Source organism: Paenibacillus sp. EKM10P (genome assembly GCF_011800655.1).
Classification (GTDB): Bacteria; Bacillota; Bacilli; order Paenibacillales; family Paenibacillaceae; genus Paenibacillus; species Paenibacillus polymyxa.
Genome location: NZ_JAALET010000001.1, coordinates 743661 through 757032, shown reverse-complemented (window position 1 = coordinate 757032; position 13372 = coordinate 743661). Strand labels below are relative to the sequence as shown.

Annotated in this window: 13 protein-coding genes and 4 pseudogenes; 1 reads left to right on the top strand and 16 read right to left on the bottom strand. The window is 35.3% G+C overall.

The genetic code is table 11. The features are described 5' to 3' along the window. Window positions 1-19 precede the first annotated feature (19 nt). The 9 genes and pseudogenes from HFE01_RS03445 to HFE01_RS27525 form a co-directional block, all read right to left on the bottom strand. Window positions 20-322 (bottom strand): YunC family protein, encoded by a 303-nt coding sequence (locus HFE01_RS03445; RefSeq protein WP_017425931.1) that lies wholly within the window; start codon window positions 320-322, stop codon window positions 20-22. Window positions 323-759: 437 nt separating this feature from the next. Further along, complete coding sequence (locus tag HFE01_RS03440) at window positions 760-1596, bottom strand: beta-1,6-N-acetylglucosaminyltransferase (protein WP_107734382.1); 837 nt, start codon at window positions 1594-1596, stop codon at window positions 760-762. Between the two features lie 886 nt (window positions 1597-2482). Then, a pseudogene (locus HFE01_RS27185) lies at window positions 2483-2598 on the bottom strand (YunC family protein); the annotation flags it as partial. Between the two features lie 195 nt (window positions 2599-2793). Next, window positions 2794-3332 (bottom strand): annotated as a pseudogene (locus tag HFE01_RS03430) (RNA 2'-phosphotransferase). Window positions 3333-3615: 283 nt separating this feature from the next. Further along, the gene (locus HFE01_RS03425; protein ID WP_243208141.1) at window positions 3616-3891 is read right to left on the bottom strand and encodes a hypothetical protein; all 276 of its coding nucleotides are present in this window, start codon (window positions 3889-3891) and stop codon (window positions 3616-3618) included. A 26-nt stretch (window positions 3892-3917) separates the two neighbouring features. Beyond that, window positions 3918-4719, bottom strand: a pseudogene (locus HFE01_RS27020) (WXG100 family type VII secretion target); the annotation flags it as partial. Between the two features lie 98 nt (window positions 4720-4817). Beyond that, a complete protein-coding gene (locus HFE01_RS03415; RefSeq protein WP_107734385.1) occupies window positions 4818-5150 on the bottom strand; it encodes a hypothetical protein in 333 nt (110 codons plus the stop codon). Window positions 5151-5802: 652 nt separating this feature from the next. Continuing rightward, complete coding sequence (locus HFE01_RS27530) at window positions 5803-5934, bottom strand: hypothetical protein (RefSeq protein ID WP_258196279.1); 132 nt, start codon at window positions 5932-5934, stop codon at window positions 5803-5805. A 15-nt stretch (window positions 5935-5949) separates the two neighbouring features. Further along, window positions 5950-5997: a hypothetical protein gene (locus HFE01_RS27525; RefSeq protein ID WP_249507498.1), complete on the bottom strand. Its 48-nt coding sequence runs from the start codon at window positions 5995-5997 to the stop codon at window positions 5950-5952. A 404-nt stretch (window positions 5998-6401) separates the two neighbouring features. Between HFE01_RS27525 and HFE01_RS03400 the strand changes: the two genes are divergently transcribed. Further along, window positions 6402-6872 carry a hypothetical protein gene (locus HFE01_RS03400; protein WP_107734386.1) on the top strand — a complete coding sequence of 157 codons (471 nt, stop codon included), beginning with the start codon at window positions 6402-6404 and terminating at the stop codon, window positions 6870-6872. A gap of 37 nt (window positions 6873-6909) precedes the next feature. On the opposite strand, the pseudogene HFE01_RS03395 reads toward HFE01_RS03400, so the two are convergent. The 7 genes and pseudogenes from HFE01_RS03395 to HFE01_RS03370 form a co-directional block, all read right to left on the bottom strand. Beyond that, window positions 6910-7538 (bottom strand): annotated as a pseudogene (locus HFE01_RS03395) (restriction endonuclease). Window positions 7539-7699: 161 nt separating this feature from the next. Beyond that, window positions 7700-8005 (bottom strand): hypothetical protein, encoded by a 306-nt coding sequence (locus tag HFE01_RS27180; protein WP_243208131.1) that lies wholly within the window; start codon window positions 8003-8005, stop codon window positions 7700-7702. Further along, a complete protein-coding gene (locus tag HFE01_RS27175) occupies window positions 8002-8244 on the bottom strand; it encodes a hypothetical protein (protein ID WP_243208130.1) in 243 nt (80 codons plus the stop codon). The genes HFE01_RS27180 and HFE01_RS27175 overlap by 4 nt, the downstream gene beginning before the upstream one ends. Before the next feature lie 507 nt (window positions 8245-8751). Then, the gene (locus tag HFE01_RS03385) at window positions 8752-9006 is read right to left on the bottom strand and encodes a DUF1871 family protein (protein ID WP_167438187.1); all 255 of its coding nucleotides are present in this window, start codon (window positions 9004-9006) and stop codon (window positions 8752-8754) included. A gap of 322 nt (window positions 9007-9328) precedes the next feature. After that, window positions 9329-9883 (bottom strand): hypothetical protein, encoded by a 555-nt coding sequence (locus HFE01_RS03380; RefSeq protein WP_017426704.1) that lies wholly within the window; start codon window positions 9881-9883, stop codon window positions 9329-9331. 101 nt (window positions 9884-9984) lie between these two features. Further along, window positions 9985-11127, bottom strand: a complete 1143-nt coding sequence (locus tag HFE01_RS03375) for a hypothetical protein (RefSeq protein ID WP_107735294.1) — start codon at window positions 11125-11127, stop codon at window positions 9985-9987. 340 nt (window positions 11128-11467) lie between these two features. Beyond that, window positions 11468-12829: a helix-turn-helix transcriptional regulator gene (locus HFE01_RS03370; protein ID WP_107735295.1), complete on the bottom strand. Its 1362-nt coding sequence runs from the start codon at window positions 12827-12829 to the stop codon at window positions 11468-11470. Between the last annotated feature and the right edge of the window lie 543 nt (window positions 12830-13372).

The following is a 13372-nucleotide window of genomic DNA, read 5'->3' as shown; positions in this document are numbered from 1 at the left end:
ACAACTATTACTAGTCTTCTTACACCAGTTTCAATAATGCTTCATAGCCTGGCATCCCTGGCTTAATTCCAAGTTGCTCAGCTTCCGTCGTCACTGACTCCATTGGTGCTTCCAACAGTTCCTTTAGTGTTTTTACCCCTACAGCACGTGCGGCCAGAATTTTCCGATCCGCCAGTCGTTCATTGAGCAATCCGACATCCAGCGCACCACACATGATGTAACCACGGGAGTTGGAGATCGTCAACAGCGTTGTTTTAGGCAGTTTGACCTCGACTCCGATAAATGTATGCTCACCCACTTGAATGGGTTCCATGTGTATCATGGTTATTACATGCACCTCCTCTTTGTTCATCCGGGATATTTTATGCGGCATTTGCAGGTGGGTGTGGACACCCGTGTAAATTTGTGTATTAAGGAATTCTTTTTATGTTGAAAAACAGCCTTACAGCAAATCAGGCAATTCGGCATCTCCCTGACTTCATATTTCATGCTGTTTGAGCGCTTCATCATATGCGAGTAGCTTCGAAACGCTTCCTAATCTCTATCCGTTTCTTTATTTGAATATTTATTTTGGTATTGGAGGGATTTAAACAATCATGTCATATTTCTTAAAGTTAATCGACAGGTTGCAATGCTTCGATTCGTCGTATTTAGATACAAAAAATCCAGCAACCGTCAATATAGATGGCAACTGGATGGCAAAGTTTTATACAAACTTTTCTCAGTGTCTATTACTAAAAATGTCTTGTATACAAAAAACTATTTCTTTAGAGTGCTTTCTATTAATGAAATTATTGTTGAGTCAATTTGATCATCAAACTTCCTAGCAAACAAAGAATCTGAATTAAAAATATGCAGCAAATCACTCATTGTTATAATACTTGCACCCGCAAAGCCATTCTCCTTTCTTACGTATGTAATATATCTTAAATTATTGTTAATAATCGTTTCTGTAGATTCAGGAGAATTTAAAATTAAGGTTGGAAAAAATGTTTCATCTGGAATTAATACATATTTAAAATAGTCCTGTAATTCATAAGAAAACGAAGAAGTAACTGAATATTCTGCGAGTTTACGTGTTATGATTTTCCATTGAGATCCTCTATAAGCTTTAATGTTATCCTGAAAATATTCTTCAAAGGGATTCCTTTCTCCTAATCGTTTAAGTTGTCCGAAATCTTCAACAAAATAACTATTGAAATGTATTCTTCGATCTGCTTCAGAAGCAATTTGATAGTTAATAAAATTTTTATTCGAGTTTTCTTTTAGAAAATCACTTATCTGTTCTTGGGTTACTAACGGCATGTCTTGACCACTTAAATTAATAAAGTGCGACCAGTCAGAGCTCCAGTTTAATAATTCTTTAATTGCTTCTAATTCAATTTGGACTAAAGACCACCCTGCGAAAGTTAAATATCTAGAAGGCATAACTCGGAGGTTATTAAACTTATTTGATATTTGATGTACCAGACTAATCATATCACTATTTTTCGAATCAACATGTATCAAGTATAAATTATTAGAATCATAGATAGCTGAGAGCATACGCTGAAACATTGTTGGTTGTTGATGCGCCAATATAAAATAAGCAATCATTAAACTTCACTCTCTTTCCTTTTATGAAACAGTCATTTTTTTGGGCTATTGCCATTGTTATTAGGAATCAATTCACTCATTGTACAGTAAATTTGTATTTTTCCTTCAATATTATTTAATTCGTTGAAGTTACCAACATAGATGTAACTTTACCTGTTTTCATATCTAAATTGTACCACTCCCATATTGCCGTATGTCCTGCTCTACTGTCATATTTCCAATTACAATCTCATATGCACGAAAAAGGTAGGGATGGTACCATATGAAAGTATTTATCTGTAACGAGTTTTAGCCTATATAGGGTTATTCCCATCTAAAAAAATCTGCTAAAACTTTACTTCCAGATCAATGCTTTTATAGTTAGCTGCCATTATTGTCCCAACTGTGAACATAAAATTCCTATTGCACACCAAAAACTAAAACTGTCATCTTGTCCTTCATATACATCACTCTTTCCTATAGAATAAACTTTTAATAATAGGAGTAATATACCATATAACAACACGCTTATTCGAATATAATTTTTTAATCCCAATCATTTTACAATGATATAATCCTTATATGCCCTCATCTTCGTTTTAAGGCCGACCTTTAAGTTCAATAAATCTATCATTCTTCGAGAATCATTTATACCTCCCCCCATACCTTGAATTAACTCAAACAACCATTTAGGCAGACCTCACAGGAGTGAGATGCACAGTCACATGCTTCTCCCTCCTCCAAAAGTCAGAAAAGCGGTCACAAAATTCAGTCATTTATAAGATTTTAATAGAATGAATCAGTACAGATCAGTAAATGAAAATTGCTATGAAAGCTTGTCCCGTTTGACTTTACGGCTTAAAAAGCGAAAAATTTCACTATCCCAAATTCGGTACATCTTAGACACACCACACATGATGTAACCACGGGAGTTGGAGTCGTCAACAGCGTTGTTTTAGGCAATTTGACCTCGACTCCGATAAATGTATGCTCACCCACTTGAATGGGTTCCATGTGTATCATGGTTATTACATGCACCTCCTCTTTGTTCATCCGGAATATTTTATGCGGCATTTGCAGGTGGGTGTGGACACCCGTGGATACATTCAAAATTTTAGGAGGATGATGTATGTACAGCAAAACAGGCGATATTAAAAAGACTAGACGAATCGTTCCATCTAGTCTCTATGATCGTCGTTAATGTTCTGGAGTTATGCTTTATTCAAGCTTCTTTAAATACTGTGGTGGCACCAAATCGGCAAGCCAAACACCATGGTTGGCTTTATAAAACTTCACTTGATTAGCTAATGCCTTTGCTGTGTCGACTTCGAGGATCACGAGTTCTCCACGTCTTTTGCCTGCTAAAATTGCAAACTCAAGCGATTCAGACATATGTACATACTTTCTCCCCATCGGCTTAATTCCTTCGGTGAAAATGTTATGGATTACCTTTGTGTTTGTACCGTGATAGAGAATCGTTGGTGGAGTAGCTTCCTCATAATTTAATCTGCCAGCACTGTGCCCGTAATTAGCTCTTATGTACCCATTAACCATCTTATATCTCTGCTTTGGACAATGGCTTACTACTTGCTTGATATCCGACTCACTGACCTCAGACCATCTGTTCTCTGATTTTACAGGTCTTGAATGTCACAATAACCCTCATGGTCTAGCTCAAGACCAAACTGTTCTGGTGTATGCCTAAGAATCTTACTCATAAATTTACTGAGGCTCTCTTCTTGTTTTGGTGTTAACATGATATACTCCTTCTAATAAAATATTTGTCTATCTATAATAACCTATCCGATGATTCATAACGCCTTGTGAAGTAAAGCACCAAACCTCCGATAAGGGAAATGTAGCCCCAATCCACAAGGAAATACCCGAAAACACCTTTGATTAAAGCCATGATAAAAAATTTCCGATTCATAAATCCCCCCTCCTCTCTAATAATGTACTTTATTATATTAAAATAGTTAGATTCTCACATGAATTTTCCCCATACCAGTCTTCATCAACATAATATTCGCTTAATTTATTTTACAAAAATCGTACTATCTGTGTTCCCTTTTTTATATCTTCAATGTCTCCTGAATCCTTTACATTAATTCCAATTAGCGGATGGTTAGCAATGGAGAAAGAAATGCTTATATCCAATACGTCCAGTTCGCATTTCGTTCCATCTATCTTATCTACTTGTATTTTTGAACCTATCAAACCTTTCAAATTGGTATGATCCTGCTTATCTAAACCAAGATTTGTTCCAATTAAAATGATTTTTTTATTGGGTGTTTTAATAATATCGTCTAACTTCATAATCCCCAAAAGAGAACCTCTCCATTCTAACGTTCATGTATGAACAGTATATCTTTAACTTCCCTAATTTTGATGCCTTCGTTTTTTAATCTAGTAATTCCATCTCTTAATAGCATGATTCTTTCTAATTGGGTAAAATCAGGAGCAAATTGTGCAGCTCGGATACTTGCTTGGGCTTCGTCAAGTGCAAAGTTCCTAGTTATAACGTTAAATTCATCATCCATAACCTGGAAGTATCTCCCTGCTAGTCCTGCTTCATAATGTCCGACAACTTCATGCGCTATTGTTCCATGACCAGTAATCCGGCTATTAGCTGCTAATTTACCTGTCGCATTAGAAGGTAATACATCATTATTTGTATTGAGAATCGTATCAAATAATAATCCAGTAGGAGATGTGTCATTAGGCCCCGCTACACGGATATTTTCTTATGGCATCCCTAATTTTTTTGCATACTGAGTTAAACCTTCAATTTGTGCTACAGTTAAAGGCACTTCATTACGCAGGCCATTAGTATCAATAATTTTTCTTGCATTGTCCGCCTCTTCTATTATCGGGTAGTTCCATCTTTTAATGGAGTATATTTTATAGACCCTGATAACCCAATTTTAGGCTTAATAACTGAACTAACTCCTCTAAACAATCCTGCTGTACCGATCATATTAGCCCAGTGTTATTGGTAGAATTAATTGCTCCCTGAATCATACCCGTTATTCCAAATGTACCGAAATTGAGCATGTCATTCCATGAATCGTTTTGTTTATCTGCCCGTTCCATGTACCCTTGATACATTCCTTTTGGAATACCATATGACATAGTGTTGGAAAAGACTTGGATAAATTGAACATAATAAAAAGGGCAACCGAAGTCGCCCTAGATATTCTAATTATTCAACTTAACTCTTCAAATGCTTTAGTTACACAAATCTATTTACTGTCTTCTTCCTTGATATAAGTAGCGTCATATTGAATGATGGCTTTTGTTTTATCCGTAGTCTTTGAAACGTCGTAGACTATTTCATCTTGATTGAATTTATCTTCATCATGGAGAGATTGCGGTTTTTTTATAAATAATGCATCTTTAGTATAAATTTTATCAGGATGATTAAGTCCTTCTAATACACTATCAGGGACTACTGCTTTTGTAACACTCTCCATTTCTTCTGAAGTATCATCACTAGCAAAAACATTATTACTAATAACTACAGCAAACGTAACAGTAAGGACAGCCAACCCCAAAAATTTTAATTTAACCTTCACTTCTTTCCTCACCCTCCATCACCAAATTCCCAGCCATTAGGTTCAACAACTCTATAAACTTATCAATAAATTTTCGTGATCAATGTTACCTTTAGTAGCAAAAACTGCTCCGCTAATTTTTATGCCTTTTTTCATGGAATCCTCTCCTTTAATTGATATATAGCTTATAGCTTGTCGTGCTTTTCCAGTTGAAATTTAAGAGTTTGCTTTCTTCTTTTACTACTTCGCTTAACCTAACTACAAAGTGTTTTTTAAGTAATACCTTAAATAAAAATTAGCTGGTTCACTTTCAGGTTTATCGTTGTATAACATTATCATTCAGTACTACGACAAATGGTTCCACACTATTGATGTACCCAACATAAATATACAAATCAATGCCCTTAAAGTTTCGTAAGGGAAAGATCATCCTCAACTCAGTGGAAAATACTCAATTGAGAAGGATGATCTAACTTATTCATTTTTCCAAATAAGAGACCCTTCAGAAGATGTGATCATGCTAGGGGGGGCGTCATGGAGAGAAATTTAAATAAAGGAACTTTTTCCCTTTTATAACCATTTATATATACTTCCTTCATCGTTATTTGGCTTAGATACTATTTATTTAACGTCAATAACCGCAGCATCATATTCAAGGAACCCATTATCATCTTCATCCTAAATTATTGTTTGTTTCATAGATGGTGTCCCTAGTACCAATAATCTTTAATCCATTTCCCCAATGAATTGTTAGTTCTTCTTTTGGTACTGAAATAATAGCTTTAATTAAAGAATCATATCCCATATATTCCTCCTTGGTTTAGGGCGCTGCTGGTACAATATGTGCGCCATCTCTATTGTAATGAATAATTCCTTTTGTTGTTTCCTCGAGCTACCAGTATTTCTATTATAGTATTTCCTAGTAGATTTTCCGAAATCAATCCTTTCTCGTCCGGCTTTAAACATATCACCTTCTCCAGAATAACTATCAAGTAATTCTTGTGCGGTTTTGTTATCACACCCTTTAGTTCCCTTTTTCCAGAAAACAGACTACCATAAGAATAAAAACAATAACTTGATGTTTTTTGGAGGGTTGTGAATTGGTAGAAAAATTTGAAAAGACATTCGTTCAATTAGCTCAATGCGAGCTGTCTCCAGAAGAGCGGCAAGCATGGTGGGAAGAAAATAAAGTTCAATTGGAAAACAATTATCCCGTGGCGTTTTTCTTAAACTCAAAAACCATCAAGCACGACTTTCGATGGGTGCCTATCCTTGCCAGCCAAAAGAGAGCCGTCGAATATCTTTCGGCGAGAAACATTCCATTCGAATTCCGCTCTATACCAACAACACTATGGAGCTGAATTCAAAGCCTTTTGCAAGATTCAAAAAGAGCAGGATAAAATTCAACTTGACCATCTTAACAAAAAGATACCACAAGTATTCCAGACATATCCAAAGTTTGCGACTTCGCTTAGAAACGTTTACAGTAATTCGGATGTTTTGGATGGCGGCGCATCTTTACATAAAATTGAACAGGTAGAAGCGTCATTAGATTTTCAACTGCCAAGCGATGTAAAAAAGCATTTTGGAGTAGTTGAGAATATTTCAATTGAAGGTACACGTTCAGAATTGGAATCATTACGAAAAATAGATATAAAAGAGAAGCCCTATATCGTTTTGGGTGAATTTTGGAAAGAAGCTGACGGGGACTTACTGCTGATAAAGCGAAAACTGGACCGGTAAGGGGGTTCCCTATCCGTTCCGGTCCCGTTTTCCTTCGTCACAACACAGTTTGTTTCTGGTATTTTTCAGTCTTACGATCCTTTTTAATCACTTTACTGTTATTCCTATAATCATCCCATGAATCTAGACTCAAAAAAGGATCTCCTTCGATGATATCTTTTACTTTGCTGTGCTGCTGTTCTTTGAATAGCTCAATCATTCGAATTAAATCATTGCGATCCAGCAGCTTCACTTCATTATAACTGGCTAACTGTTCACACGAGGTTGTGTATTTACTTGAAGTAATCACAATAGATTTCTTAGCTCTGTAAAATCGCATACAGCTATACACTTCTTGAACCCAACAGGATTAGTGACTGCATACCGTTTGGCCTGAAGGACATTACGGTATCCCTCACGATCCGTAAATACCAAATCTGCTCCAAAATCTCTACTGTCTTGTGTCTTATACACATCACTATAACCCAAGCAATTGAACAGCTTGCACAAATAAATTTCAAAATCCTTGCCATCTTCCATACGACCAATCTCGCTTATGCCGATTTTGTAAGGATCAATATCCTGCGTTACTTTATATCGCTCTTGGACTTTAGGCCTTTTAAGAAAACGTAACAGAGCCAAAGCAAGTAATACAGCAATGACACCAACAACTATAAATATGTACAACTCTGCTCCTCCTTAGATATTCAATTATTTTCTATACACCTTCTTATAATACAAATAATAGGTACAATTTACCATTAAAATTCAGAGAAATATAGTAGATTAGAAACAAAAATGAGTCTAAATAAAAAGGCAACAGGTAATACCTGCTGCCTCACTTCCTATTATTCAGCTTCCCTTAATGTTTTTAAAGCTCCAGTAAATGAATTGTCGATCGACATAATATATCCATTAACTTGCTTGCTAAATTCAGACTCCGTAAGTTTATCTTTTCCTGCCGTATGATTCTTAATGAATTTTATAAGGTCTGCTTTTTGTTTTGCAATATCCTTTAAAACTTGGTCACTTTCTCGCTTGTAATTTTTAATACTTTTACTTAGTTCCACCTTTGCCACGCTGAGCTGCTTCTTTAATTTATCGCAATCAGCCTTGGCTTGAGCTATTACCACTTTACTAGACTTATTTTTCACTTCGTTTTTATACCGCGCAGTTGCTGGGTTAATCTCTGAGTTAACTCACGAACTTCTGCCCCCAGGACAGCATTAAGCTTTTTTTCTGCAGCTTTAATTTCTTTTACACGATCTTTGTAATTCTCAAAATATATTCTTTCGATTTCACTTGTTGACATTGCTTTTGTAGATGTTGCCGCCAATACTTGTGATGGAATTAAAACAATAAACATGAGTATTAATAAAATAGCTTTCTTCATATGTATCCCCTTGTCTGGTAATAGTACAATTATCATAAGGGAAATGAAGGGAATAGACAATATATCTTATTTTATTATCATGATATTTTTAAAGAAGCGTTAGAATGATTACAGTAGAAATGCAAAACAAATAATAAACAAAATTCATTAAATACTTTTTCAAGCATTTGGAACGTAGCTCTGAACTCTCTTCACCAATTTCATTTATAGTTTCCTCGATGATTTCCCTTATCTTCATCCAAATCTTTGTTTAAAGATTCTTCCATCAAGTTATAGCTACTTTTTAAGTTCAATTAACAACAACTAAAGAATATACATCTACTATCTTTAATTCCAAGATCCACTGGTATATGGGTAATATTTTGCTGATTGCTCCTATACAAATTCCCGTCAGTACCCAAATACTTTCTTCCTATTTTAATTTGTGCGTTCTATCCGTTATAGGAGTTGCTTGTAGCAAGCTCAAATGGAGAAAGCTTACTCCTATTTATTGTTAAGGGAGCAAGCTCAAAAATAAATTATTTTGTAACAATTAATTATCTTTTCAGCAATTGACCGACATTCTTCAATACTTTTGTCGAATTTCTTTTTAAAAGATTGAGCGAATACCGAATGAATCTGCTTTGCTAATTCTTCAACAGAGTTTGTTTCCTTACTTTTTTCATGGATTCTACGTATTTCTGAATAATATTCATCTTCTAATAGAGGATATATTTCGACGGGATTCCATTCATTAATCATTTGTACAATATCATCGTTCATTTCTATACACTCCTACTCTCCAAATAACGATTTAGATAGTGTTTTTTATGCATACTCTTAGGAATAACTGTAACAAGTGTCCCGTCGTTAGCAACTACAGCAGCACCTTCTTTTGAAAAAAACAAATGCTTACTACCATTATTCTGGGAAAGGGCCTTCCCATTCTCCACTCAAGAATCTGCCATTTCTTTGGTTACGCCTCGCTCTTGCATTCTTTCTAAAGTATGATTAGAGGAATTATGTAGTATATAACTGGAAGAAAAAATATTTCACAAATATCAAAAAAGGTGTAGTCATTAAGTTGACTACACCTAATTAAATATCATTTGTCATTGTATGTTAGAGAAACATGAAGATAGCCATCTCTTATACCAGGTAAACCATCCGTTTCTTTTATATCTAAAAAATCAAGTTTTTCTCTCCAAGCTTCTCTTTCTTTATCTTTATAAGTGTTACCGTATCTATCAAAAACATAAGCGATAACTGATGCTTTTATTTCAACGCTCCCCTTTGAAATACGTGTCCATTCTGTCGGTGCAACTATTTGGTTACTTAAAGGAGTTATTTCTTTCCCCGAGACATTCAATACAAACACTTTCCCTTGATTTCCTACAAGCGCTACCTTCTTCTTAGCATCCCATGAAACTGAATCGACATAACCACCAAATAAATCTTTTATAGGTATATATCGGGACTTATAATTAAATTGTTTCCCTTTTTGCTTATATGAGATTGTTAAAGCAGTGTTTTTAAGGTTTGAGTTGTACGCATGGTCTGCTTTTTTAGCTATTGAATCACTAACACCTGCTGCTTGTATGCTTGCTCCAAAAACAAAAAACAAAGAAAAAGATAATAAAAAGAATGTTATTTTTCTCATAAATATCCCTCCAAACCTTTTCATTAAGTAGCTGATAACTTTAGTTAGGTCAATACCTATTTCAAAACATATACAGGCACCGACCTAACACTACAATATACTTAGAAACCTACAGTATTAACTGTTACTGTTTGGTAAGGTACACTACCAGATTTACTTATTGCTCCACTAGGCGTATCACACGTACCAAACGTTTTTCCATTATACGTGTGACTACTTAAAATGCCTTGTGTCAAATCAGTTGTTGATCCATCTATTCTCGTAACCTCAGTACCAGAATAATTAACCGTTACTTTACCAATGTCACCACCAGAATAATTCTCTTTAGCTAAAGCTGTAACTCTTTTAACAACTAAATTAGAAACCTCAGAGCTACTCAGTGGTTTTGAATAAGTAAAGAGAAGGTACTGATTTGTACCATTAACATTAGTTCCGTTCACAAAGTACTTAAAACGCGAAGTAGTAGTATCATAAAAAACATTGCTTATAACATTAGTACCTGCTTTGTATCTAGGAGGAACACTAGTGGAACCATCTGGAATAGGATTCTGTAGCGTACCCTGCGGATGAATAACCGCAGTATAGCTGTTTTGTGCTTGACTATACTGTAACCCAGCTTCAAGCTTAAACCCACTCAAATAAGAAGAAGAAAGCACATCTATACCATTATATAAATATCCAGCTACACTTCCATTAGGTGCATTAATTGCAGGATAGGAAGGTAAAGTAAACGTTGTTCTAATACCTTTATATCCAGTAGCCGTTACTTGTCTAGCAAAAGCTCCACTATTAGAGCCTAAAATATTGGGATCGATAGTTGCTCTTTGTAGAGCAATATTGTTTTCTACACCCTCTTCCTTTTTATTTAAATCAATTTCATTAACAACTTCCCCATTTTTGTCATACACAAATCCATTATCATCCATTGTATAAATATAGGCATTATCCAATATGTTTTCAAACTCATCTTTTAATGATTCATTATTGTATGTAGACTCAGATGCAGAAATACTTTTTTTATTCACTTTAATACCAAACTCGCTTAAGTAGTCATTCTGATCTGTCTTGTTCAGGTGTGCAAGTTCATTAAGATGGTAATTCACTTGATCAATACGATCCTTGTCAATTTGTTGTTTGATGATCTCCTTATCCAATGGTACAGCACTACCTTCTGCTTTTACTGAGGTGAGAGGAGCCATACCTATAATTAAGGCCAACCCCGCAATTGCTAAATGCTTTTTCATCTAAAATCCTCCCAATGTTTGATAGACACAGGATATAATATACAATGTTGTATATTGATTTACAATATTTTTTTCATAAAAAAAGGATTTTTTATAATAATTTTTAAAAAAATGCGAACAATTCATTGTCACATTTACAAAATAAAAAGGTTAGACGGATAGCCCGTCTAACCTTCACTTAATTTTCATGGTTTAATGCATATGAACAAACGCTCCGAACTATTTATACAAATGTACTAACTACCAATGTGCCAGCTCTAAACTTGAAACCAACCACTTTGAGCTGCCGACGGTATAGTTGTAACTTGACTACTCGTTGATTGTGTACTTATGACTAATACTAATAAGAAAGTCGTCGTGCATAGCTTTCTAAATTATGATACTCCGTCTTGGCTTCAGTTAGGACAAATTTCTGATAACGTTCGACAATTATCCTGTAACGAAGGATTGAGCGTTCATCATTAATTATAATTGATTTCCTCATACCATCTAATAAGAACCGAACTCCCTTTTCGTACTGGCCTCTGGATAGACAATATTCAGCCAATTCACTCAATACGCCAACAAGCTGATTATTAATATTTTGCTGATCATTGGTTTGTATTCTTGTATGATCATGTAAGTTTGAAATTTCACACTCAAAACGATTCAGAATATCATCTACGTCCATGCTATAGCGATTGGCTGCGATCATAATGTTCCATAGACCCGGGAGAATCTCATCTTTCGTTCTTGTAATGAGATCAGCATATGCAGGAAGTACCTTTCTATTTCCAGCCATGAGCTTGCTCAGGCACACATTAGTCTCACCCCACTCCTGAAATAAGTTTTTCCAGTGTTTTGTTTCTTTATCAGTTTCTTTCACCCATTCTAAATCAACAGATTCATAGGCTGCTTGCAGTGCTAACTCATAGTTTCCTTGCTCATAGTTAGCCCCACCAATAAGTGAACTACTGAATGCTATATAAAAAAATAACGGTCGCAAAGGCTTCTTAACTTGTTCTCTTTTAAGAGACTGTGCTATAGAATATTGCGCTTTGCCTAAAGCTCTTAAGTCTTTAGCAACTTCCTCAACCCGTTCCCATTTACGCAAAGATCGGTATACATTAGCCAAATCTACAAAGGCATCTAACTGGTCTATAGCATCAAGACGTTTGACAAATGGCTCAAATTGAAGCGCTGATTGAAAATTCTTTTCTTGGTCATTTCCAATCTGAATCTTAAATATGCGATATTGACAGATGGCTAGACGCTCAGAATGTTGATATTTCTCCGCTTCAGCTACTCCCTCATATAATATCAATGCAGCCCCATGCCGTCCCTGTGCCAATAATCCTTCTGCAATTTCGAATAGCTTGGGCGAATAGAGTAGATTGTCCATGATGGCTCCCACCACTCGACGGATCGCATCCAACTTTTCCAACTCCGCACAGCGATATAAAAACGGTTCAATTCGCCTCATATTAGGAGGATGGTCAATAATGTAATTTTCTATAAATAGATCATAAAAGCGACCTTCTGGTAAGCCCATAGCTTCAGTAATTCGATCAAGCTGATTAATAGACATAGATTTATTACCTGTTACAATGCTACTTATTATTCCTCTATTCATCCCTGCGATTTGTCCAAATTTCGATAATGTTAAGCCTTCTTGTTGTAGAAATTGTTCCAATTCTGCTCTAATCGTGGGTGTAATTTTCATTGGTAAACCACCCTTTCAACACAGACTTACAATACGATGCATAGTTAAATTTATTATGTAGTTGTGAAACAAGTAGTAAAATGTTCTAGCGATCTTGATTTTAACATCTTTTGGTATAAAATCATATATATTTCACATAGTACTCAAGATACCTTTTGGGATAGTTACGATGATTTCATGATTAAGGATACTGTCTACAGAATTATTTGTAGGAATTGAATGGTCATTTGATTTTAACCATCCCCTTCCACAAAATTTTGCGTATCGGTATCAATTGATTCAGAAAGAGATAACATTTCGAACATTTTACCAACTGGGATAGTTGCCGACGTCGCCATGTTTCCAAACTGCTCAAGGCTTGATTCGTTCGCTCATATAACTACAGTGTGGGGCAGGATGTGCTGCTGCATTATTTGGAAATTTAATAGGCGTTTTGGGTGTAAACTATCCCCCTTATTCAAATCACATACCAAATATGGTTATTAAATCACTGAAAAGCCTAGACATAAATCAACTAAGCCGCAGTGTGTACTAGTGTACACA

Bases quoted from the DNA above. Each gene is read 5' to 3' on its own strand.
- HFE01_RS03380 (WP_017426704.1), bottom strand. From the start codon at position 9,883: ATGAGAAAAATAACATTCTTTTTATTATCTTTTTCTTTGTTTTTTGTT.
- HFE01_RS03445 (WP_017425931.1), bottom strand. From the start codon at position 322: ATGATACACATGGAACCCATTCAAGTGGGTGAGCATACATTTATCGGA.
- HFE01_RS27530 (WP_258196279.1), bottom strand. From the start codon at position 5,934: ATGGGATATGATTCTTTAATTAAAGCTATTATTTCAGTACCAAAAGAA.
- HFE01_RS03375 (WP_107735294.1), bottom strand. From the start codon at position 11,127: ATGAAAAAGCATTTAGCAATTGCGGGGTTGGCCTTAATTATAGGTATG.
- HFE01_RS03440 (WP_107734382.1), bottom strand. From the start codon at position 1,596: ATGATTGCTTATTTTATATTGGCGCATCAACAACCAACAATGTTTCAG.
- HFE01_RS03370 (WP_107735295.1), bottom strand. From the start codon at position 12,829: ATGAAAATTACACCCACGATTAGAGCAGAATTGGAACAATTTCTACAA.
- HFE01_RS03385 (WP_167438187.1), bottom strand. From the start codon at position 9,006: ATGAACGATGATATTGTACAAATGATTAATGAATGGAATCCCGTCGAA.
- HFE01_RS27175 (WP_243208130.1), bottom strand. From the start codon at position 8,244: ATGAAGAAAGCTATTTTATTAATACTCATGTTTATTGTTTTAATTCCA.
- HFE01_RS03425 (WP_243208141.1), bottom strand. From the start codon at position 3,891: ATGAAGTTAGACGATATTATTAAAACACCCAATAAAAAAATCATTTTA.